This window comes from Solibacillus sp. FSL K6-4121, assembly GCF_038002585.1.
Taxonomy (GTDB): domain Bacteria; phylum Bacillota; class Bacilli; order Bacillales_A; family Planococcaceae; genus Solibacillus; species Solibacillus faecavium.
Map to the genome: position 1 here is coordinate 657,886 of NZ_JBBOCS010000002.1, position 22,580 is coordinate 680,465.

21 protein-coding genes and 1 riboswitch are annotated in these 22,580 nt (G+C 36.7%); of the genes, 15 read left to right on the forward strand and 6 right to left on the reverse strand.

Annotated elements, in window-relative coordinates; translation table 11 throughout:
* The first annotated feature begins 336 nt into the window (after positions 1–336).
* The 7 genes from MHH95_RS12685 to MHH95_RS12715 all read left to right on the forward strand — a co-directional run bounded on the left by MHH95_RS12685 (position 337) and on the right by MHH95_RS12715 (position 6,863).
* Positions 337–1,278: a 3-hydroxyacyl-CoA dehydrogenase family protein gene (locus MHH95_RS12685; RefSeq protein ID WP_340727878.1), complete on the forward strand. Its 942-nt coding sequence runs from the start codon at positions 337–339 to the stop codon at positions 1,276–1,278.
* A 16-nt stretch (positions 1,279–1,294) separates the two neighbouring features.
* On the forward strand, positions 1,295–2,059 hold the full coding sequence (locus MHH95_RS12690) for a 3-hydroxybutyrate dehydrogenase (RefSeq protein WP_340727879.1): 765 nt from the start codon (positions 1,295–1,297) through the stop codon (positions 2,057–2,059).
* Between the two features lie 223 nt (positions 2,060–2,282).
* Positions 2,283–3,236: a cation diffusion facilitator family transporter gene (locus MHH95_RS12695; RefSeq protein WP_340727880.1), complete on the forward strand. Its 954-nt coding sequence runs from the start codon at positions 2,283–2,285 to the stop codon at positions 3,234–3,236.
* A gap of 35 nt (positions 3,237–3,271) precedes the next feature.
* Positions 3,272–3,583, forward strand: coding sequence for an ArsR/SmtB family transcription factor (locus MHH95_RS12700; RefSeq protein WP_340727881.1), 312 nt, complete (start codon positions 3,272–3,274; stop codon positions 3,581–3,583).
* 397 nt (positions 3,584–3,980) lie between these two features.
* Complete coding sequence (locus MHH95_RS12705) at positions 3,981–5,501, forward strand: succinate CoA transferase (RefSeq protein ID WP_340727882.1); 1,521 nt, start codon at positions 3,981–3,983, stop codon at positions 5,499–5,501.
* A gap of 35 nt (positions 5,502–5,536) precedes the next feature.
* On the forward strand, positions 5,537–6,046 hold the full coding sequence (locus tag MHH95_RS12710; protein ID WP_340727883.1) for a YfiT family bacillithiol transferase: 510 nt from the start codon (positions 5,537–5,539) through the stop codon (positions 6,044–6,046).
* 79 nt (positions 6,047–6,125) lie between these two features.
* Positions 6,126–6,863, forward strand: a complete 738-nt coding sequence (locus MHH95_RS12715) for an alpha/beta fold hydrolase (protein ID WP_340727884.1) — start codon at positions 6,126–6,128, stop codon at positions 6,861–6,863.
* Between the two features lie 72 nt (positions 6,864–6,935).
* Here MHH95_RS12715 and MHH95_RS12720 read toward each other — a convergent pair whose 3' ends face one another.
* Entirely contained in the window at positions 6,936–7,433 is a 498-nt protein-coding gene (locus MHH95_RS12720) for a hypothetical protein (protein WP_340727885.1), read from the reverse strand.
* 33 nt (positions 7,434–7,466) lie between these two features.
* On the reverse strand, positions 7,467–7,901 hold the full coding sequence (aac(6'), locus tag MHH95_RS12725; protein WP_340727886.1) for an aminoglycoside 6'-N-acetyltransferase: 435 nt from the start codon (positions 7,899–7,901) through the stop codon (positions 7,467–7,469).
* A gap of 183 nt (positions 7,902–8,084) precedes the next feature.
* Between aac(6') and MHH95_RS12730 the strand changes: the two genes are divergently transcribed.
* On the forward strand, positions 8,085–8,630 hold the full coding sequence (locus MHH95_RS12730; RefSeq protein WP_340727887.1) for a glutathione peroxidase: 546 nt from the start codon (positions 8,085–8,087) through the stop codon (positions 8,628–8,630).
* A 67-nt stretch (positions 8,631–8,697) separates the two neighbouring features.
* Here MHH95_RS12730 and ku read toward each other — a convergent pair whose 3' ends face one another.
* Positions 8,698–9,516: a non-homologous end joining protein Ku gene (gene ku, locus MHH95_RS12735; protein WP_339216525.1), complete on the reverse strand. Its 819-nt coding sequence runs from the start codon at positions 9,514–9,516 to the stop codon at positions 8,698–8,700.
* A 108-nt stretch (positions 9,517–9,624) separates the two neighbouring features.
* Here ku and MHH95_RS12740 point away from each other — a divergent pair, with 108 nt between their 5' ends.
* Entirely contained in the window at positions 9,625–11,460 is a 1,836-nt protein-coding gene (locus MHH95_RS12740; RefSeq protein WP_340727888.1) for a DNA ligase D, read from the forward strand.
* Positions 11,461–11,572: 112 nt separating this feature from the next.
* On the opposite strand, the gene MHH95_RS12745 is transcribed toward MHH95_RS12740, so the two are convergent.
* On the reverse strand, positions 11,573–11,743 hold the full coding sequence (locus MHH95_RS12745) for a YjcZ family sporulation protein (protein WP_339216529.1): 171 nt from the start codon (positions 11,741–11,743) through the stop codon (positions 11,573–11,575).
* Between the two features lie 144 nt (positions 11,744–11,887).
* Between MHH95_RS12745 and MHH95_RS12750 the strand changes: the two genes are divergently transcribed.
* The gene (locus tag MHH95_RS12750; protein ID WP_191699030.1) at positions 11,888–12,313 is read left to right on the forward strand and encodes an acyl-CoA thioesterase; all 426 of its coding nucleotides are present in this window, start codon (positions 11,888–11,890) and stop codon (positions 12,311–12,313) included.
* Between the two features lie 347 nt (positions 12,314–12,660).
* The gene (locus tag MHH95_RS12755) at positions 12,661–13,695 is read left to right on the forward strand and encodes a site-2 protease family protein (RefSeq protein ID WP_340727889.1); all 1,035 of its coding nucleotides are present in this window, start codon (positions 12,661–12,663) and stop codon (positions 13,693–13,695) included.
* Between the two features lie 94 nt (positions 13,696–13,789).
* Here the strand turns inward: MHH95_RS12755 and MHH95_RS12760 are convergent, their stop codons facing one another.
* Entirely contained in the window at positions 13,790–13,984 is a 195-nt protein-coding gene (locus MHH95_RS12760) for a DUF4177 domain-containing protein (RefSeq protein WP_340727890.1), read from the reverse strand.
* A gap of 269 nt (positions 13,985–14,253) precedes the next feature.
* Between MHH95_RS12760 and MHH95_RS12765 the strand changes: the two genes are divergently transcribed.
* The 4 genes from MHH95_RS12765 to metA all read left to right on the forward strand — a co-directional run bounded on the left by MHH95_RS12765 (position 14,254) and on the right by metA (position 21,545).
* Positions 14,254–18,000, forward strand: a complete 3,747-nt coding sequence (locus MHH95_RS12765) for an AAA domain-containing protein (RefSeq protein ID WP_340727891.1) — start codon at positions 14,254–14,256, stop codon at positions 17,998–18,000.
* Positions 18,001–18,015: 15 nt separating this feature from the next.
* A complete protein-coding gene (locus tag MHH95_RS12770; RefSeq protein ID WP_340727892.1) occupies positions 18,016–18,771 on the forward strand; it encodes a nucleoside-diphosphate sugar epimerase in 756 nt (251 codons plus the stop codon).
* Between the two features lie 464 nt (positions 18,772–19,235).
* On the forward strand, positions 19,236–19,838 hold the full coding sequence (locus tag MHH95_RS12775) for a hypothetical protein (protein ID WP_340727893.1): 603 nt from the start codon (positions 19,236–19,238) through the stop codon (positions 19,836–19,838).
* Between the two features lie 466 nt (positions 19,839–20,304).
* Positions 20,305–20,413: riboswitch (SAM riboswitch) on the forward strand.
* A gap of 190 nt (positions 20,414–20,603) precedes the next feature.
* On the forward strand, positions 20,604–21,545 hold the full coding sequence (metA, locus tag MHH95_RS12780; RefSeq protein ID WP_340727894.1) for a homoserine O-acetyltransferase MetA: 942 nt from the start codon (positions 20,604–20,606) through the stop codon (positions 21,543–21,545).
* 154 nt (positions 21,546–21,699) lie between these two features.
* On the opposite strand, the gene MHH95_RS12785 is transcribed toward metA, so the two are convergent.
* Positions 21,700–22,470: an ABC transporter ATP-binding protein gene (locus MHH95_RS12785; RefSeq protein ID WP_340727895.1), complete on the reverse strand. Its 771-nt coding sequence runs from the start codon at positions 22,468–22,470 to the stop codon at positions 21,700–21,702.
* Positions 22,471–22,580: the final 110 nt, after the last annotated feature.

The following is a 22,580-nucleotide window of genomic DNA, read 5'->3' on the forward strand; positions in this document are numbered from 1 at the left end:
TATCCGGCTTTGATGCAAAAAACAGATTAACTGTGGCGTAAAAGTGATGCATATGCTCAAAAAAGGTACAAAAAGTTTTTACAAAATACAATTGTACAAGATTAACACGCACAATCACTTATTCGAATTTAGAATAAGTGATTTCCTTATTACACCTTTACTGAAATGTTCTCACGAAGGAAATTTTTGTTGATTTGAGTAGAGAAAATTTGGTGTTTCGATATAGTAAATGGGAAAGTATGGACCTCAGTTGTAGAAGCAATCGCAGATATTCACGTTAGTCGTTGACGGTTTTGGCTTATAGTACCTATCTTACAGTAAAGAGGGAGCGAGCAAATGGAGAAGGTAGCGATATTAGGTTGTGGGACGATGGGGCATTCGATTGCTTTAAGTGCTGCATGGGCGAATTATGAGGTAATTGTGTTTGGACTGAATGAACAGGACATAGAAAATGCGAAAACAGGCTTACATGTTAAATTGGCGACATTACTTGAGGAAGAGGCTATTACACAACAAACAGCTTGGCTTATTCATTCTAATATTAAATTTTCAACAAGTTTACAGGAAGTCGTGCAAGATAAAACATTCATTATTGAGGCAATACCTGAAAACTTAGCGTTAAAACAACAAACCTTCTCACAGCTAGAAGAGATTATTTCGGAGACAACGGTCATTGCCAGCAACACGTCGGGTATAATGCCCTCATTACTTGCTGAAAAGATGCTATATCCGAATCGATTAGTTATTACACACTTCTGGAATCCTGCGCATCTTGTACCACTTGTTGAAATCGTAAAAGGCGACAAGACGGATGATGCAACGGTAGATCGTACGATGGTCTTAATGCATCAATTCCATAAAAAACCCATCAAAATTGAAAAGGAAATTGCAGGTTTTGTAGGTAACCGCTTACAATTTGCATTGTTTCGTGAAGCGCAACATTTATATGAGCTTGGAATCGCTTCGAAAGAAGATATCGATGCAGCAGTCGTATATAGTATTGGTCGCCGCTTGTCCGTTACAGGTCCTTTACTTTCGGCAGATATGACTGGGCTTGATGTCGTACAAGATATTACAGGCTATTTATTTGAAGATTTAAGTGCTACCAAGCAAGTCGGGCCAACTGTTGCAAAATTGACGGAACAAAACCATTTAGGCTACAAAACAGGGCAAGGGTACTATGAGTGGACAGATGCACTGTCGACAACAGTAAATAAAGAGCGCGAACAAACGTTGATCAAGCATTTAAAAAAAGATTTAGAAAAGACGCTAAGATGATGCGGGGGTATTAGGGATGGAAGGCAAGGTATTATTCATTACGGGAGCAGCTAGAGGAATTGGATTAGATATCGCTAAAGCATTCGCAGAGGTAGGTGCTAAGGTTGTGATTTCAGATATCGATGAACGACAATTAGAAGTTGCACAAACGCAAATTCAAGGAGAAGCATCGTATGTCGTCTGTGATGTAACGAATGAAGTACATATTGAGCAGGCCATTAAATATACGATCGATACGTATGGGCAGCTGGATATTTTAATTAATAATGCGGGGCTTCAACATGTTGCGATGATTGAAGATTTCCCGACCCAAAAATTTCAACAAATGATTAATATTATGTTAGTGGCACCATTTATTACAACGAAATATGCATTACCACATATGAAAAAGCAAAAGTTTGGTCGTATTTTAAATATTGCATCGATAAACGGTATTATTGGTTTTGCTGGAAAGTCCGCATATAATTCAGCCAAGCATGGAGTCATTGGTTTGACAAAAGTAGCAGCACTTGAGACAGCAAGTGAGGGTATTACCGTCAATGCGATTTGTCCGGGTTATGTTGACACGGAGTTAGTACGTGGGCAATTTGAGGATTTAGCTTTAACACGAAAAATTCCTGTAGAGCATATACTAGAGGAAGTGTTGTATCCTTTAGTACCACAGAAACGTTTATTAGCAATAGAGGAAATTACGTCACTGGCAATGTATTTAGCGGGTGATGCTGCAAAAGGATTGACAGGACAGGCTGTTGTGCTCGATGGAGGGTATACAGCTCAATAACAATGGACCGTGGTAGAATGTAATCGCTACCACGGTATTTTTATAGGGCAGCGCCTGTTTTGGAGGCGGCTGTCCCTTCCACTATGTAATTATTGATTAGAGTACTTTAGTTTCAAAGATAATGAAATCTTAGGCAAATGTAATTGACAATTCTGCCAATAAATAATAAGTTATATATGAGTATATGTTCATATATATAAATTTAATTGTGGAGGGGTTTTAAATGGGGGGTCACGATCACCATCATCATCATTCTCATAGCACTAACAAGAAAGTATTGTTCATTTCCTTTTTAATCATTACAAGCTTTATGATTGTCGAAGCGATTGGAGGTTTCTTGACAAATAGTCTTGCGCTTCTTTCAGATGCAGGTCATATGTTAAGTGACGCCGTATCGCTTGGTATCGCATTGTTGGCCATCATTTTGGCTGAAAGGGTCGCTAATGGTAGTAAAACATTCGGCTATAAACGTATTGAAATATTGGCTGCTACTTTAAATGGATTAACTTTAATCGTTATTGCATTGTTTATTTTCTATGAAGCAATCCAAAGATTTTTGAATCCACCGGAAGTCGCATCAATAGGTATGCTTATTATTAGTAGTATCGGGTTAGCGGTTAATATTTTAGTCGCTTGGATTATGCTACGTGGTGCGGATACGAAAGAAAATTTAAATATGCGGGGCGCTTATTTACATGTGATAAGCGACATGTTTGGATCAATTGGTGCCATTGTGGCAGCTTTACTTATTTTGTTTTTTGGATGGGGTTGGGCAGATCCTTTAGCCAGCATATTTGTAGCGGCACTTGTTATTCGAAGTGGTTATCATTTAACGAAAGCATCTTTGCATATTTTAATGGAAGGAACACCTTCAGATATAAATGTGGAGGACATCATTCATACGATTGAACAGCATAATGAAATTAAAGCGATTCATGATTTGCATATATGGACAATTACTAGTGGGTTAAATGCGATGTCGTGCCATGTGGTAGTGAATGAAAACTTAACGATAAAAGAAAGTGAGCAGCTACTCGATAAAATAGAACACGACTTACTTCATCAAAATATTCACCATGTGACAATACAAGTTGAAACTAATACACATAAACATGACAGTTCCATTTATTGCACAGTCAAGCAGGATACGAATGCACACCACCACCATCATCATTAATACCTTTAATTTAATAAGAAATGAGTGTTAATAATATGTCGATAGAAAAGAGAACACAACACGAACTGGATGACGAAACATTATTTGTCGTATCGCAAACATTTAAAGCATTAAGTGACCCTACGCGGATTCGTATTTTAAACATGTTATGCTGTGAGGAACATTCGGTAAATGAAATCGCGGAAAAGTTGGATTTAAATCAATCCGCTGTTTCCCATCAATTGCGTTTTTTGAAAAATCTGCGCTTAGTAAAGTTTCGCCGAGAAGGAACAACATTGTATTATTCAAGCGACGATGATCATATAATTAATCTACTTCATCAGGCAATTGATCATGCAAAGCATTAAAGTCCGAGTTCATTTCGTAGCTTGAAATCGCATAATTTTTGCCTTTGTAAGCACTGAATATAAAAAATAGCACATGATAAATTATTCATAAATATATATTATAATTTTGATATAATGTGCAAGAGTAATTTAAGGAGTTTTTATAGTGTTAAACTATCGGATTAAAGGGATTTAACAATTCCTTAATCCGTTTTTTTATATTAAACCCTTTACTAAGATAATAGATTATTTCTATCATTATGATAGGTATGATGTAATAGACGAACGGGAATGCTCTCATTACAATATAGATAAGGCAATTAAAAAATATAGTGTCTTGGATTTTTTAATTGGCAATATGAATTTCGTAAAATTCATCGTAACAACGAATTAAAAAACTATTTTGGGGTGATTGTTAATGGAAAAAGATTTAAGTCAATTCATCAGAAATGAAGCGTTTTTAAGTAAAGTTGTTTCGGCAGAAGAAGCCGCTTCTTGGATTGAGGACGGTATGAACCTTGGAATGAGTGGTTTTACACTTTTCGGGGAGCCAAAAGAATTTCCACTTGCACTATCTAAACGTGGTGAGAAAGAAAATTTCAAAGTTAATTTATATACTGGCGCATCTTTAGGTCCAACTGCAGATCAATCGATGGCTGAGGCGGATATTATTAATTTACGTGTTCCTTATCAGGGGAATGCTGTTATGCGCGGGAAAATCAATGCAGGAGAAATATTCTATATTGATCAGCATTTATCTCATACAGCAGAAGAAGTGAGAAAAGGGTCGTTAGGGAAAATCGATTATGCTATTATCGAAGCTGCTGCTATTACAGAAGACGGGCTAATTATTCCTACTGGTTCGGTAGGGAATTCGCCTATTTTTGTTGAAAAAGCTGAAAACGTTATCATCGAAATTAATACGACGGCACCAAAAGCTTATGAAGGCCTTCATGATATTTATGTTCAGAAAGCACAAGGTGAACGTAAAGAAATTCCTGTATACGGTGTGGCAGACCGTATTGGTGAGATCGGAATTAAAGTTGATCCAGCCAAGGTAAAAGGGATCGTGTTATCTGAACAGCCTGATGTACCTTCACCGTTATTTGAGCCAAATGAAGAAACACAGCAAATTGCAGATCACTTATTGGATTTCTTTGCAAGTGAAGTGGAAGCGGGCAAATTACCAGAGTCATTAGCTCCATTACAATCGGGAGTAGGATCAGTTGCAAATGCGGTTTTAAATGGCATGCAAAAATCACAATTTAAGGATATTGAAGTGTTTTCTGAAGTTCTGCAAGATGGCGTATTCGATCTAATCGATGCGGGAATCGTGAAATTCGCAGCGGGTACTGCATTCTCACTATCGAAAAAACGTGTGGATCAACTTGCAGAGGATTTAGAAAAGTATAAAGATAAGATTATGTTTAGACCACAGGAAATCTCAAACAATCCTGAAGTTATTCGACGTTTAGGTGTTATATCATTCAATACTGCCCTTGAGGTAGACATTTATGGAAATGTTAATTCAACACACGTAAACGGTACAAAAATTATGAACGGTATTGGTGGTTCTGGTGACTTTGCACGTAATGCTCGAATTACAATTTTTGTAACTTCTTCTTTAGCAAAAAATGGTGCCATTTCAACAATCGTTCCATTCGTATCGCATATTGACCATACAGAGCATGATGTGGATGTTATTGTTACGGAGCAAGGATATGCGGATCTTCGCGGACTCCCACCAGTAAAGAGAGCCGAAAAATTAATTGAAATTGCGCATCCTAAATATCGCGCGCAATTACGTGCCTACTTTGAAGAAGCGAAAGAAAAAGTCGGCGGTCAAACACCACATATTCTAGAAAAGGCATTTTCTTTCCATACGAATTTAAAAGAGCATGGAACAATGTTAGTTGATGATATAAAAATCAATAACTAGTAATAATTGTACGGGAAAAAGGCGGTGTTTCAAAGATGGATGTACAATTTCCAATTGGGAAATTAGAAGTTCCTGAAAAGGTGACATTAGATCATATTCAGGAGTGGGCAAAACAAATCGAAACGTATTCAACTCGTCTAAATGAAACGGTTGATGGATTAAGTACCGAACAATTAAATAAAACATACCGTGAAGGCGCCTGGACAGTCCGCCAGCTTGTGCATCATATTGCAGATTCACAGCTAAATATGTATCAGCGTTTAAAACTTGCGTTAACAGATGATAATCCTACAGTTCCAGCATTTGATGAAGAAAAGTGGGCAATTCAGCCGGATACGGAGCTTCCTGTTGAAAGCTCGATTAAAATGTTAGAAGGAATTAATGAGCGTATTGTTGCTTTAGCGCATCATTTAACAGAAGTGCAATTAGGACGTGTATTCACGCACGAAACAAATGGCGAAATTTCTGTAGCGACTAAGGTAGCGAAACTGGCGTGGCATGAAGAGCACCATTTAGCTCATATTAAAATCGCATTATCAAAATAATAGCTCTTTACAAAATTGGCTTATCTAAACTTGATAAGCCAATTTTTGGTATTATAAAAATAAACTAGGGGGTGTAAATTTGATTTACTACGAACAATATGGGGATCCTAATCGTCCGACAATCATACTTTTACATGGGGCAATGGCAGTACATACATTTACGCAGCAATATAGCTTATTGAAAGACTATCATATCGTTTTACCTCATTTATATGGTGCTGGAAAGTCAGTTGAAATACTTTACGAACCTGAAAAATTATCGCAGGAAATACTGGAATTGATCCGGTCACTTAATAAGAAGAAAGTTGGTATTATTGGTCATTCTATAGGCGCACAGCTTGCAGTAAAATTAGTAAGTGACAATCCGGAGCTATTTTCATTTGCTGTATTCTTTAGTTCGAATATATGCCCGAATGAAAAGACGATACAAATGTATTGTAAATTTGCCCCTATAACTGTAAGGTTGCTGCGTTCTAATTGGATTGTAAAAATGCAGGGGAAGTATTGGAATTATTCGAAGGAGCAGGCGAATGATATGGTAGCGTATGCCCAAAAAATTACCGAAGAGAATTACAAGGCGTTTTTCATTGAAACGTTAAATATAATCAATCTACCTCACTTTTATACAGTTTTAGTACCAATGCTAGCGATATGTGGTGATCGTGAAAGCAAAGACATAAGAGATTCACTTAAATTGCTAGGGGGAAATGAGCATTGTAATGTAGCGACTATTTCAAAAGCAGGTCATGATTTCCCGATGCGTAATGCCGAAAAAATAAACCCGATTTTAATCGAGTTTATTCAAAGGCTAATATGATATGTATGAATAACGGGAGTAGTTGCAGCGGAACATTATAACGCTACCAGTTAGTAAACAAAGGGAGTACCTTTAATTATTGTCTGTAGAAAATTGTTCAAGAGTCTTCCACTCTACAATTTTCTCACTTTCTTCTCCATTACTTTTAAATTTTATTTTTACTTTACGGTCACTATCTTCCTTTACATTGTCCGCTATTATTTTTAGTATTATTTTTCCTTTACCATCAATTTCAAAGTTATTAATCCTTTTTTTATCTCCAATATCTCTATTTCCATAAATCCCTGATTTTTTTAATGGATCAGCACCGAAAAATTCATACTTTATCCCATCTTCCTCGTAAGTAATAGGATTATTATCCTTTTTTATTAACTCAATCGAATCTATCGTTACTGGTGAGTCACCTGTCCATTCAAATGGAACAACGAGATGATAAGTTTCATTTGATAGAAGCTCGAATCCAAAATTCCCTAAAAGAAATTCACCTGTTACCGCTTCTTCCTGTTCACTACAACCTACTACTGTAAACATAATGCATAAGAAGCTTATACATAATAAAATTTTCTTCATAATAAATCTCCTTAAATAATTAAACATATTTATTTAAAGCTTTTTCGTAAAGCATATGATGCGGTTTGCTTCAGTAAAGCCTAATTTAAGATGTACGTGTAGGCTGGCTGTATTCGATAGTTCACAATCGCTCGCAAATTCCGTACAACCTTTAGCCTTTGCCCATTGTTCGCATGCTTTAACCAGTTCTTTTGCTATGCCACGCTCGCGGTAATGCTCAACGACATATAAACCTTCCAAATACCCAACTGGATTTGAATCTGTCCCCTCTACATAGTCGTGTCGAAGCTGACACTGAGCAAATCCGATTGCTTCCTCCTCACTAAATGCCAAAAAGATAGCACTGTTAGGATGTTTAATCGTTACTTCCATGTTTTGAATGAATTCCTCTAAATCATTATCTGGCCAAAGTTGTAACGCAAGTTGTGCTGTCACAGTTGCATGTTCAATCGTAGCTAATTTAATCATAGTATCCTCCTAATTGGAAATATAATAATATAATATCAAAATTTAAGAGTTGATTTCTTAAGTTCTTTAGAAAAAAATATATTTCTGATAATCTCTCTTAATTTTTTACTTTTCAATAGATGTTTTGTACTATATAAAAGTAGTATAAAATATTTACCGAAATTTAAAATTAGGGGGATCTAAATGAGTATTTATAATTATTTGGTAAGAAAAACGAACGGTGAAATTTTATCAATGGAAACATATCGGAATCAAGTGATGCTAATTGTCAATTCAGCTAGTAATTGCGGTTTTACATATCAATATGAAGATTTACAAAAATTATATGAACGGTACGGCAATAAAGGTTTTAATGTTCTTTCATTTCCATGCAACCAATTTGGTGAACAGAACCCTGAAGATGGTGCAACATCTGCATTGCAATGTAAAACGCAGTTCGGTGTTACTTACCAAGTATTCGATAAAATAAATGTCAATGGTAAGGAGACACATCCTTTATTTAACTATTTAAAGCATGAGGTCGATTGCCCGGAGTTTGTCCGTGATACGATGCAGCAAAAACACTTGTATGATATGATTCAGACAAATTATCCTGACTATTTAATCGGCCGCAATATTCGATGGAATTTCACGAAGTTTCTCGTAGACCGGAATGGTCGTGTCATTCAACGCTTTGAGCCGGATAGTTCATTCTTGGACATTGAAAGGGCTATTGAAAATATATTGTAATCGTTAGCTTTTCATATCGTACGAGAAAGAGCAAACACGAAATTAATGCGTGTTTGCTCTTTTAGTTTTAGGCATTTTTCTTCGTTCGGGTTGTACGCTTTCTTGGTGCTGGTTTCTTCGTTTTATCAAGTGATGCTTGAAGGGCCGACATTAAATCCGTAACATTATCAGGAAGTGGCCGCTTTTCGTTTACTGATACGGTACTTCCAGCCTTTTTATCTTCAATTAATTGCATTAATGCTGTACGGTATTCATCTGTATATTTTGAAGGATCAAACTCGGTTGTCAATTGTTCAACTAACATGAGCGCTGTATCAAGCTCCTTTTGAACAACGGTATCCACATCCGGAATATTTGGTACATCACCGACACTTCTTACCTCATCAGGGAAATGGATTGTCTCCATAACTAAAGCATCCTTGTAAACCCTGACTACCGCTAATTGTTCTTTGGAGCGTATGATAATTTTTGCAACACCGATCTTACCGGATTCTTCTAAAGTCCTTCTAAGTAATGCGTAAGCTTTTGATCCTGTTGCATCGGGTGACAGGAAATACGTTTTTTCAAAATAAATGGGATCAATTTCTTCTAACTTCACAAAATCAATAATCTCAACTGATTTATCCTCATTTTCTTTACGTAAATTTTCTAGTTCCTCAGCATCCAGTACGACATATTTATTTTTCGAATACTCGTAAGCTTTTACGATATCTTCTTCAGTAACTTCCTTTTCGCAGCCTTCACATACTTTTTTATAGCTAATCGGTGTATGGCATTCTTTATGAAGTTGCCTTAACTTAATATCCTTATTTTCAGTAGCCGCATGAAGTTTCACTGGAATATTGACTAATCCAAAGCTAATACTTCCTTTCCAGACAGTATGCATGCATTTTTCACCTCATTTTTCCTTACTATGGAACTAAAGTTTAATTTTTATGTATTGTCTTAGTAAAAAAAACGAAAGATAGTAGAAAAACGAAAGTTGGTTGGAAATTTGAAACCAATGTTATTAACTGATTCAAATGAAATACCAGTTGGTGATTGGTTATATGAACCAAAGTATGATGGATACCGCTGCATTCTTTCCTGGGATAAAGGAATGCATTTTCCTATTTTAAAATCTAGAAACGGCAATATACTTAATGATAAATTCCCGGAAATTATAAAGTACTGTGAGCGTATTTATGACGAGATAGCTCCATATTTACCTGTAATTTTCGACGGGGAATTAGTTTATTTAACAAATAATTTCCATAGTGAATTTTCAGTAGTACAAAAGCGGGGAAGAATGAATAATGCCGAAACGATTGAATCCCATGCGGATACTTTTCCTTGTCATTATATTGCTTTTGATTTACTGATCTATGAGGGAAAGTCAAAAATTAATAGCCAGTTGACTACTAGAAAGCAAATGCTGAATAAGTTTTTCAATACGATCAATCTCCCTACTACTATAAATTACATGAATGCTATGCGACTGCAGGCTATAGTTACTTTTGAAGATAGTACTTTTGTTTGGCAGAATGTGAAAACACATAACGGGGAAGGGGTTATTGCCAAGAAAAAAACAAGTAAATGGATGGAAGGAACAAGAACTGCTAGCTGGATAAAAATAAAAAACTGGAAATATGTAGATGTTATTTTAACGAAGTTCGATAAATCTAATGGTTTTTTTGCCGGAGCAATTTTTAAAGATGGTACATTACAGGAAATTGTCTCATTTAAACACGGTTTAAAAGAAGAGGAATACAAAACACTTACAACTTTTTTTAAGACAAATGGCACATTACTAGGAAATGAAATATCGGAAATCCCTGCTTCGATATGTGTTTCGATTGCGTGTATTGATTTTGATGGCACTAAATTAAGGGAACCAAGATTTCATGCGTTCCAGCATCATATAAATCCGGAAGAATGCCATTGGAAAAGTATGCAACGTCAGTTAAATCCAATACCTGAAAACGTAACTGTAACACATCCGGAAAAACCAGTATTCCCTGTGAATGCAATTATTAAAGATGATTTTTTACTCTACCTTCAAGAGACAGCACCTTTTATGATGCCTTTTTTAAAGGACCGTCTGTTAACTGTTATTCGTTATCCACATGGCTTACCGGGGGAAAGTTTTTATCAAAAGAACTACTTGGAAAATATACCGGACTATGTAACAACGCATATTGCGGATGAGACAAATTATGTGATTTGTAATAATATCGAAACGCTTTTATGGCTAGGAAACCAGTTAGCTATAGAATTCCATATTCCATTTCAGACAATTCATACGGATAAACCGACCGAGATTGTCTTTGACTTGGACCCGCCATCCGTCGAAGAATTTCATTTGGCAGTGAATGCAGCATTAAAGCTTAAAGTTATACTGGATCATTTTAATCTTCAATCATTTATCAAAACTTCAGGTGGAAAGGGCATGCAAGTTTATATTCCCTTGCCGTTTAATACTTTTTCATATGAAGAAACCGGGGTTTTTACCGAATTTATATGTAAATTTTTAGAGCAGCAATATCCCGAATGGTTTACAATTGAGCGGCTTAAAAAAAATAGGGGAAATAGATTATATTTGGATTATGTCCAGCACAGGGAAGGTAAGACAATCGTAGCGCCCTATTCTACGCGTGGTAATGCCAATGGATTGGTAGCCGCGCCCTTATATTGGGATGAGGTTAACGAACAGTTAAAGCCAAAAAAGTTTACGACTATCCATGTAATGGAACGGATGCGTACACTCGGTAATCCATTTAGAGAATTTAGAGAAATCGGTGAAAAGCAAGCGTTCAAATCAGCGCTTGATCAAATTAATGGTTTAGGATAAATATTTTGGAGCGTTGGAAGTAATTTTGTACGGATAACAAATACTAAAAGGGTCACTCGGGGGAGGTGACCCTTTTAACCGTTAGCAACAGATGATTTTAGGCACAAAGATTTTAGTAGATGAAAGTAGCGCCGACAATAATTAAAAGAATGAATAAAACAACGATTAAAGCGAATGTTGAACCAGTACCGCCGCCGTAGCCGCCTCCGTTGCCACCACCGTAACCACCACCGTAGTTTCCGTAGTTGTTAGTATTACCTTGGTATCCACCTTGGTATCCCATGAAAAATCACCTCCTTCTCCGTTATCCTATTCAACGATGGGGAACTGATTCGGGGCATTCGAACATAAATGAATTAGAATTTAAATTATTTTTCGTTACACATCACCATTATTAACGCTATAATACCTTCTAGAGGTGAATTGAATGTTTATTTCAGAAACAACAGTAGAAGTACGCTATGCTGAAACCGATCAGATGGGTGTCGTGTATCATGCGAATTACCTTGTATGGTGCGAAATAGGGCGTACGCAAATTTTAAAGGATTTAGGTTTTAATTATGCAAAGCTTGAAGAAGATGGCTACTTATCGCCAGTGATGGATTTTTCGATTCAGTACAAGGCAGCGATGCGCTATGGTCAAACTGCGACAGTACGGACTTGGATTGAGGAGCATACGAAGCTGCGCACTACATATGGCTATGAAATTTTACATGAAGACGGGACTGTTGCAGTAACGGCGAAGTCTCAGCATATTTTAGTGAAAAAGGAAAATTTCCGCCCGGTAGCATTAAAAAAAGTAGACCCAGCTTGGGATGCAAAATATGCAGAAGTGGCAAGAATTAAGGGCTAATAATTAATTTTATATGATCAAAAGGAGCTTAGCTGTACAAACAGCTAAGCTCTTTTAATTTTCAATTTCAGGAAATAAAAGTATATATTATACTATTTGCCAAGGAGTCCGTCCCTACACATCGCACAACTCTTTTCGTTGAAAAAAGTTTTTGGCGTTTCTTCGCCCCGCGCCACTCTGCTTTAGCATAAATTGAATTTTATGCAAAAATAAAATATAAAAAATCAAGTGAAATTTTATTAGAAAAGCAACCTCATTTTATAAGGATGATATACTATTTTACTATATTTGGATATAATTATGGGTAAGAAACGACAGGCTAATTACAGACTTTGGGGGTAGTAGATATGCAATTTATTAAAAGTCCATTAGGAGTGACCATTTTATTTTCGCTCGTGGCGCTCGGTTTTCAATTAACAGCTTTTGCGGATACATTTCAAACGATTTGGTTATTTAGTGTGCTCGCTATAGCGACATTTTTTATCCATGAACTAGGGCATGCCTTGTTTGCGGTGGCGGCAGGGTATCAGTTTAACTTTTTAACGGCCGGACCTATTACGATTGAACGTAATAAGATTAGCGCTAATAAAAGCTGGGCATTTTTCGGTGGCGTCGCAAGTTGTTTGCCAAAAACAGATGACTTACAAATTATACGTCGTCAACATCTTTGGTTTGCAGCAGGGGGACCTATTATTTCGCTAATAGTAGGTAGCGGTTCTCTTATTTTAGGTTATATTTTTAATCTGCAAATTATATTATTTTTCGGGGTGTTGAATGTTGTTATTTTTCTAGTAACAGCTATTCCGTTTAACGGAGGAATGAAATCAGATGGACGTGTAATACTTGAACTATTATCGGATAAAGATCAGAATCAGTTCGTTAGCTCGCTTATACTGATGAAAGAAATGATGACACCGGTTCACCCGACATCATGGTCAAGTAATTTAGTGGAGCAAGCAAGAACAGTACAACCAAGTGAAGAAAATATTAGCACTAGCTATTTGCTGTTTTACTATGATTTATTGAAGTATGATTACGAAACCGCTTCAAAAGCCATAACTGAATATAAATCAATCCCAGTGACAAAGAAAAATAAAATGACAATGCAATTCATAACACATATAAAGCAACTGGATTTAGTAATGCTGGGACATACAGCAGCATTAGAGGAAATGAGTGAGTTACATAAGATGATTGCGCCAATTGAGCCGATTAGCTATAAGCGTAGTGAGTGGATGATTGCGAAACTTTCCGGAAATGAAACTTTGGCATCGAAAAAGCTAGTAGAACACCGCAAACAAATCGAACAAGGTAAATCACAATTCGGATTTTACTATGCGGAAGAAAGACTGACAAATTTAGTGGAGGAAAAGTTAAAATAGAGAAACCCCTGTTCTAGAAATAAAGTACCGGCTAGGCATTAAATTTAGAACAGGGGTATACATTTTTTGATTTAGTTGACGTTACAAACAGTTTTTATTTAATTTCTTTTTCAAAAATCAACTCAAAGTTCTCTGCAGATCCATAACCGACAACACTCGGTGCAAAAATTTGAACGAGTCTCCAGCCATTTTTTGCCTCTTCTTTTATAATTTCACGATAATCTTCTTTTGCAGTTGCCTTCAATAAACCTTTCTTTAACTCAATTTGAATAAATTTGTATTCGTACATCGTGATTCACCCCCTCTTGGCTTAGTTAACTTTCTTCCTTCATAAAATTCGTTAAGTATATGGTTAAACCTTTAATAAATATGAAATTTAAAATAAAAATATAACTGGTGAGAATAGTTAAGCAAATGGTCACATGACATCCTTTATACAATAAGCTTTTACTAAAAAAATGCTTTAAAGGCGAAATACAGCTATATAATATTTTTGCACGTGTCCGTAAAATATTGATATAATGAAGGTTATGATTAAAAGATAAGGGAGGTGTGTTCATGGCATCAAAAACAATCACGAATGTGCAAACCCGCTGCCATATTTTACTTACAAATACTGCACGTGAAGCAATGAAGGAGCATGTTCCTGATGAACACGCCTTTTTTAATTTACAACAATATTTTTACGTCGCAATTGAAAAAGTTTCTGTGGAAGATGAACAAACACATATTACGATTTATTTCGATAATGAGAAAAATTTAAAGCTGAAAAGTAAATTTGATGATCGTGTTGTCATTATGGATTGTGTTTTCGATCCGAAAAATGGCCTCGTTGCAAAAAGCTTCCGTTCACGTGGTAAAGGTACACCGGTCGTAACAAATCGCCGCGCAACAATGAAAATTCATTTTGTCGCTTCACGAATTAGTGGGCATACATACCAAGCGCCATTTTTACAGGCAATTGCCGAGTTGCCAATAGCACAAGAACGCTTTGACTACGTAAATAAAAGAATTAGTAGCTGGGAAGGCTATTTAAAAGTTTTAAATAAAAATGCAGATATTGAAGATATACATGCCCGTTTCTCGGCCGTTACATATGATGCGGATTTTACCCATATGACATTGCGCATTTCCAATCTGGATAATAAACAATGGAAACAGCTGGAAGGCTTAAGTGCCCGACTACGTGGTTATGTCCAGGAAATTGGAGACGTCGCAAAAATTCGTCGAAATGAAAATACTGTTGAAATTGCACTAAAGCCTTATTACAGTAATTTGGCTCGCAGAAATGAACTACATTTTCAATCAGAGGACGTTGAATTTTCCAATGCTGCGACAAAATCACAGCTAAAGCGTTTATTAAAAGGATTTGAGCGGTTAAAAGAAGGATTAGCGGCCAATGCCAATTTGGAAACGATTTTATTTGAAGACAAACCAACGATTGCAGAGCGGAAACAGCCGTTATCAATCGATTTTCATAATCAGTTAAATACGTACCAGCAGCAGGCAGTTGAAGGGGCAATGAGTGCAGAAGATTTATACGTTATTCAAGGTCCACCCGGTACTGGTAAAACGACGGTAATTTCAGAAATTTGCTACCAAAACGCCAAAGCTGGTTTAAAAACGCTCGTTGCATCCCAATCAAACTTAGCTGTGGACAATGCATTAAGTCGTCTATTGTCGAATAAGGATATCCGAATTTTGCGTTATGGCCGTACAGAAAGTATTGAAGAAGAAGGCAAAAAGTTTATTGAAGAAAATGTAGCGGCGTATTGGCAGGAGCAAACGTTTAATGCGATCGGCCATGAAATTTCATTGCATACAAAAAAAGAACAGCTTTTAAACGAGGAAATTGACCACGCACAAAAGGAAATTCAGGCACTAAATGAACAAAAGCTAGAACTTGAAAAGCAAATCGAGCAAAAAGAAGCGGCGAAAGCAGAGCTGCATGTATTGGCGGAAAAAATCAGTGCTTTAAAAAAAGAGTTGACGTTATGCAAGAAAGAACTTGAAGAAAATGAACGTAAACTCGAAAAACTACAAACCGTGCAAAGTACAACAGCTGAAACAGTCGCAAACTTCGAACAGCAATTAGCAGATGGAATGACTGTTGAACAGCATACAGAACAGCAGGAAAAGCTGAGTGAAGCGAAAATTGACTATGAAAAGCAAATTGCACAAAGTAAATACAAGTCCGTTCTTCATCGTTATGAGCAGCAGTATGAAGCCATTCAATTAAAAATCCAACGTGCGAATGAAACTTCGGAATATGGAAAGATCGTCGACAAAATTGCCTCTTTGAAAAAAGTGTATGAAATTGAAGCATTCATGACTGAATACAATATTCGCCGAAACTATGCAATGGATCGATTACTTACTGCTCTAGAGCGTATCCAGCCTCAAATGGAGCAATACAAGCCTATAAAGGATGTAAAGGAACGACTTGAAAAAGCACTGACTTACAGTGAAACAGCACTTGGCATTCATGTAACACCAGATCAACTGGAAATGAATCATCATTATTCACTTGAAGAAGTACAGGAATTTTTAACGAAACTAAGCAAGGCATTTCGCGACAAGAAAGTAAATGCACAAAACGGGATACGCTCCATTCAGGGCATCCATTTGCGTATGCAATATATTGATCAGCTGAACAATAAGTATATGGATTCGATTCGTGAAACGGTACTTATTTTTGAAAAGCTTAAAGAAGAAATCACACTTCAGTTCAAGGAGCAAAATGACGAGAAGGCACAGGTTCTTCAAAAATTGCAGGGTGAAGCTGCTGCGATCCAAACTCAAATCGATTCAATAAAAGGAAATGTGGACCCTTCAATCGTCGTCAGACATACAACGGATGAACTGGAAGAATTGCTGGCTACAAACGAGCTGGAGCAAATGAAGTTTGAAACACAGCGCCAAAATCGAGAAAGATTAGAGCTTCAGCACAGTAAAAAAGCAGAAGAACTTGCGGTACTGGATGAACAGATTGCACTTGGCACTACGACTGTTGAAGACATGACGGCACGCTTTAAAGAAATCAACAGTGAAGGCGTGCAACTCGAAAAACGCCGTACAGAGCTTGAACAATTAACGAAGCTAAATCCAGAACAAGCTATTGTAGCAGTAAACGAAAAAATTGAGCATTTCACAGCGCAAATTGCAACATTACAAGTGAAAATCGATTTACTACCCGTGACAGCCGAGCTTCAAAACGAGTGGTACGGGTTACTGGAAAATGCGAATGCGCACGATTTAGATGAAATCAGAAAATTATATGTGAAGCATGCAAATGTCATTGGTACAACATGTGTAGCGTCGGCAAATAAAGAGTTTATGGACAACTATCCAACATTTGATGTTGTCATAATTGACGAAGTATCAAAGGCGACACCACCCGAACTACTATTACCGATGTTAAAAGGTGCAAAAATCATTTTAGTAGGAGATCACCACCAATTGCCACCACTTGTAGGAGATGCAACATTTGAAGAAACGTTGGAGCAAGTAGTAAAAGAAAGTACGACGTTTGAGGAAAAACGAGAACTAGAAAAACTACTGGAAGAATCGTTATTCGAACGCCTTTACAATAACTTACCTAACCAAAATAAAACGATGCTTGCGCTGCAATATCGTATGCATAAAAATATTATGTCAACTATCACGCCGTTTTATGAAAATGAACAGGAAAGTCTGCAATGTGGTTTGGAAGATTCGGATGCTGTACGCGATCACTTCCTGCAAACTTCTAAAATTACGCGCGACAACCATTTAATGTGGCTGGATATTCCGAATGAAAAGCCGTATTTTGAACAGCGTGTAAAAGAAGGTTCAAGCTTATTCAATGTAGCAGAGCTTGATCAGATTAAACAACAATTAATGGAAATGAATGAAGCGACTGCAAAAGCAAAAGCGGAAGGGTTAATCCCGCAAGATGCTCTAAAATCTGTTGGAGTCATTTCGTTTTACGCGGAGCAAGTAAGACGCATAAACCGTCTTATCGAACAGGAACTTAGCTTACCGCATCTGCACATCCGTACAGGCTCGGTCGATAAGTTCCAGGGCATGGAGATGGACGTTATTATCGTCAGTATGGTGCGTAACCATGATCATGAGCGCGGAGAAATTGGGTTTGCCAAAGATTATCGCCGTCTAAATGTTGCATTATCCCGCGCACGTGAACTGCTTATTATGATCGGCAGCACCGATATGTTTACAAAACGTCCAAAACATGCGAAAACACGCGATATGTATTCCCATGTATTAAATACAGTAAAAGAGCAAAGCGGCTATTTTGCAATGTAAGGAAAGGTGTATACAGTGGATTTAAACAGCATAACCGGACAATTACAAAAAGAACTTAACGAAAATCCGAACATCGAAATTCAAAAGCAGATGCAATACGCCATTCCAATTCACACGTTGGAAGTGCATTATCATCCTGTTATGCGGAATGCGATGGATATTTTAATGAAGATGATGCTCATTTCATTCCAGAAGGCGAAGCTGAAAAATGTCGAGCTTTTAGCGGAAATTTTATTAGTTGAACCGTTATTTATCCATGATTTAACGAATAAAATGTTACGAATGGGCATGATTGAAAAAGAAAATGAAGTGTTCACACTTACGGCAAAAGGAATGGCGCAGCTTGAATCGGGTATTTTTGAAGAAGAGCTTGAGCAAACAAGTCATTTTGTACAATACAGTCCAATTCATGAACAGCTACTGGAAGGGGACCTAGAGGAGTTCGCTGATTTAGAGGAATTTCCTGAACCGTTTCCGACGATTGAAGACGAGGAAATTGAAGCGATTGAAGAATCGATGCTGATAGAATTTATTCAGCGGCAGTTAAGCGAACAACCATTGGCTGAACAGGAAGCCCCAACTTTTATTACAAAAGTTATATCGACCGAATCGATTCAAATTAACGATATTCCGGTTCTATGTTTCTCACTAATGGATAAAAAGGAAAATCGCCATTTTATGCGTGTATATAATACATTAACAGGTGCATGGGATGAAAGACTTGAAACGATTTTATTCAATTATGAGAAAGAGCATCTAAAGCCTGAGTAAATATATATATATATATATATATATATATATATATATTGAAAACCCAGTAATATCAAGGGTTTGAGCCGCTTTATAAGATGCTGAGTATTTTACAATTTATTTATTTTAATACACTTCTTATTATCTATGATTTTAGATAATGAGAGGTGTATTTTTTGTTGTTAAATTCGCATTTGAATCTTTTAAAGCGGATAGAAAATTTTACTTGCATCAGTTTTTCATGAAATAGCGCGGTTGTGATATCTGTATGCACTTGAGAGTAATCAAGAATTGATTTATTGAGTCATTAATTATATATCTAAATTTATTACAGCCGTTTATAATGACGTAGCACACTTTTTATTGTTTTTTTTTGTGTTTGAGGTATGCTATTATCGTTTGGTAAATTTTGCCGACTCGATAATAAGGAGGGCTAAAGTTGAAAGGCGTTTTTGATATACTAGCGGGGGTTTTGGGGGAAGATAATGACAATGGATAACTATGAACTAAGAGAAAAGGTATTAAGAGAGTTGCATGATGGCTTTAGATCTTTCTGGTGTTCTACGAGATGTCAATTAATGGAAGTTTCCTATGACCAAGCTTTTAAAATCATAGGTATTAAGTATTCTTGGGATAAAAAACTAGTTGAAGAGATGAGAGTGTTATTGTCGCAAATTGTACGAAACTTAGAATTTGACTTAGAAATTATGCATTGGGGAGACCCTATACGAAACTACGATGAAAAAGAAATTCTAGAAAGCATAGGTAAGGTTGGTAGTTATAAAGAATTTATAGAAGGACTTGAAAGAGTCCTTCGTGAAGGACTTATAAATGACTTTAACGAAGGCTGGGATTTAGAAGAACAGTTGATGGCTGTAGCCAAAGAGTATCTAACCAACTATTCAAGAAGATTGGATTATAAAGTGAAAAAGATATTTGAAGAAACAGGCAAACTTGAAGATATTAGTCGCATAGTGAACAGTTTTGAAAAAGTTCTTGAAGAGAACTATAAGAGATTTATCAGTAAACAATTAAAGGTTGATTCACCTTATTTCATATATGAGGGAAACGGACAGAAAGAATGCTGAAGAAAGTTTATTACTAACTATTTAAAACAGATAGAACGAGTAGGATGAAGCAAAGTCAGGAGACCTGCCCACTATAGCTATTAAGAGTAAAGTGTGTTGTGCTTGTTCCCTGTTCCTTATCCCCTAGAAGATAAGCCCACTTTTGTTGGTGGAGATGCTTATAACTATATTTATTAATGGAACCCACACAACTACAAATTACAATATTGAAATTGAGAAACTTCAAATGAGTGTTGTTTTTTATCGTCGAAAATACAATACGCTTCTTTTTTTTAAGAAGTATGATTTATTATGGAAATTACATAGATTTCATAAGAAGTTAAATAATTTATAAATAAAAGTACCCCTAATTAAATATAATTAAATTATTGATGTATAAGTGTAGTCATGACAGTATTTGTTTTATATATTTTTTTGAATTATTGCAAAACTTACGCTACCGTGTTACACTAGTGTCAATTTAATAGTCTTATCAAGAGAAGCGGAGGGAACTTGGCCCGTAGATGCTTCAGCAACCTCTAGTATAACTAGAAAGGTGCTACTTCCAGCAAGGCAATGTCCTTGGCAGATAAGAACGGGTATATTAACCTCTCATTTCTGTTGTGCTGGAATGAGGGGTTTTTTGTTTTTTCAGCAAGTATGAAAGTACTTGCTCCAATAATCAAACCCCTGCGGCTATTATGATTTACTTGAAAGGAAAGAAGCTTGAAATAGCTTTCGTTATGAAACTAAGATTATTTAGAAAGATTAGAGGGGGACAGTGTAATGCCGATTAATATTCCGAAACATTTACCGGCCGGTGAGCTGCTGAGAAAAGAGAAAATTTTCGTTATGGAGGAAGACCGGGCGAAAACTCAGCAAATTCGACCTTTGAATATTTTAGTGTTCAATTTAATGCCGGAAAAGGAAAAAACCGAGCTCCAATTATTGCGTTTACTCGGGAATACACCACTACAGGTAGATGTGACATTTTTAAATACCGCTACATATGAATCAAAAAACGTTTCCAAATCACATTTAGATACGTTCTATCAAACATTCGATGAAATTAAACACCGCCGTTATGATGGTCTGATCATCACAGGTGCACCGGTAGAGAAAATGCAATTTGAAGATGTGGGCTATTGGAAGGAAATTACCGATGTAATGGATTGGGCCGATCAAAATGTTACATCAATCATGTATATATGTTGGGGAGCACAAGCTGCACTGTATCATCATTTCGGCATCGGGAAATTTGAGCTGCCTAAAAAATGCTCCGGCGTCTATTCACATGTGATTACCGATTTAACGGTCGATTTAGTACGAGGCTTCAGTGATGAATATGTTGCGCCTCATTCACGTCATACATCTGTCTCGATTGACGAAGTCCGTGCGCACCCAGATTTGCGTCTGCTCAGCTATTCGGACGATGCGGGGGTATTTATCGTTCAATCAAAAAACAATAAGCACATCATGATTACAGGCCATTTAGAGTATGATGCGACGACTCTATCGGACGAATATTTCCGAGATATCGAAAAGGATCCGGAAAATACGGAAGTTCCAATTAATTACTTCCCAAATAATGACCCACAAAATGCACCAAAAAATGTATGGCGTGCCCATTCACATCTATTGTTCTACAACTGGTTAAACTATTACGTATACCAAGAAACACCTTATGAATGGCACTTTGTTGAGGAAAATATCGAATATCATATTTAAAAAAATGGCTAGGAAAGAAATAAAAAATTGATTGGAATGGAGGGCGACTCCAGCGGGAAAAGCACGACGCCTGAGACTACAGGCTCAGGCCGTGCCCGCGGAAAGCGTCCCGGAATGGAAATCAATTTTTAGGTTATAGCTCAGCCGCTCACTTCTATTTCACTGCAATCCATGCACGTTCTTGTTGTATTTGCAAACTTACTTCACGGCCAAAAAAGTCACTTAGCAATTGTTCATTCAATATGACTTCGCGAGTATCTGCAGCTACGCTTTTACCATCCTTCATTAACAGTACATGGCTAAAACAAGGTAAAATTTCTTCTACATGATGCGTTACATAAATAAGTGTAGGGCAGTGATTGCCTTGTGCTATTTGCTCAATCTTTTGCAGTAAGTTTTCCCGCTCTATAAGATCGAGTCCGCCACATGGTTCATCCAATATTAATATTTCTGGTTCTGCCATTAAAGCACGTGCAATTTGTACACGTTGTCGTTCACCTTGCGATAAATGCTCAAAAGATTTATTCGCCAAATGATCGCAATGAAACTGTCTCATAAAGGATAGTGCCTGCTCAATTTCCGCATCGGACACGTCATTAAATAGACGGAGCGCACCAAACTTTCCGCTAAGCACAATTTCAATTGCATTATCCTGCCAGTTGAAGCTGTCAATCATTGCATTGCTTACCCAGCCGATGCGTGTTCGGAGGGTAGGGATATATGTATTGCCGAAAGTTTCACCTAGTACTTGCACTTTACCATTGTTCGGCCAAATATAGCCGTTGATTACTTTTAACAAGGTTGTTTTTCCTGAACCGTTCAAGCCTAAAATGGCCCAATGCTGTCCTTTTTGTACATGCCAGTCTAAATTATTCAAAATTACTTTTTCATTGCGGTAAAGATGGACATTTTCGATTTTTATCATAAAAAACACCTCCAATTACTACTATGCTTGATTTATTCAAATTCTGAAAGTGTTTTTTGAATATTGTCACAATTGTTGATAAAAAAAGAAAGCAAACCTAATAAGTTCGC

Coding starts and splice junctions, on each gene's coding strand:
- MHH95_RS12685 (WP_340727878.1), top strand. CDS start 337: ATGGAGAAGGTAGCGATATTAGGTTGTGGGACGATGGGGCATTCGATT.
- MHH95_RS12690 (WP_340727879.1), top strand. CDS start 1,295: ATGGAAGGCAAGGTATTATTCATTACGGGAGCAGCTAGAGGAATTGGA.
- MHH95_RS12695 (WP_340727880.1), top strand. CDS start 2,283: ATGGGGGGTCACGATCACCATCATCATCATTCTCATAGCACTAACAAG.
- MHH95_RS12700 (WP_340727881.1), top strand. CDS start 3,272: ATGTCGATAGAAAAGAGAACACAACACGAACTGGATGACGAAACATTA.
- MHH95_RS12705 (WP_340727882.1), top strand. CDS start 3,981: ATGGAAAAAGATTTAAGTCAATTCATCAGAAATGAAGCGTTTTTAAGT.
- MHH95_RS12710 (WP_340727883.1), top strand. CDS start 5,537: ATGGATGTACAATTTCCAATTGGGAAATTAGAAGTTCCTGAAAAGGTG.
- MHH95_RS12720 (WP_340727885.1), bottom strand. CDS start 7,433: ATGAAGAAAATTTTATTATGTATAAGCTTCTTATGCATTATGTTTACA.
- MHH95_RS12730 (WP_340727887.1), top strand. CDS start 8,085: ATGAGTATTTATAATTATTTGGTAAGAAAAACGAACGGTGAAATTTTA.
- ku (WP_339216525.1), bottom strand. CDS start 9,516: ATGCATACTGTCTGGAAAGGAAGTATTAGCTTTGGATTAGTCAATATT.
- MHH95_RS12745 (WP_339216529.1), bottom strand. CDS start 11,743: ATGGGATACCAAGGTGGATACCAAGGTAATACTAACAACTACGGAAAC.
- MHH95_RS12750 (WP_191699030.1), top strand. CDS start 11,888: ATGTTTATTTCAGAAACAACAGTAGAAGTACGCTATGCTGAAACCGAT.
- MHH95_RS12755 (WP_340727889.1), top strand. CDS start 12,661: ATGCAATTTATTAAAAGTCCATTAGGAGTGACCATTTTATTTTCGCTC.
- MHH95_RS12760 (WP_340727890.1), bottom strand. CDS start 13,984: ATGTACGAATACAAATTTATTCAAATTGAGTTAAAGAAAGGTTTATTG.
- MHH95_RS12765 (WP_340727891.1), top strand. CDS start 14,254: ATGGCATCAAAAACAATCACGAATGTGCAAACCCGCTGCCATATTTTA.
- MHH95_RS12775 (WP_340727893.1), top strand. CDS start 19,236: ATGACAATGGATAACTATGAACTAAGAGAAAAGGTATTAAGAGAGTTG.
- metA (WP_340727894.1), top strand. CDS start 20,604: ATGCCGATTAATATTCCGAAACATTTACCGGCCGGTGAGCTGCTGAGA.
- MHH95_RS12785 (WP_340727895.1), bottom strand. CDS start 22,470: ATGATAAAAATCGAAAATGTCCATCTTTACCGCAATGAAAAAGTAATT.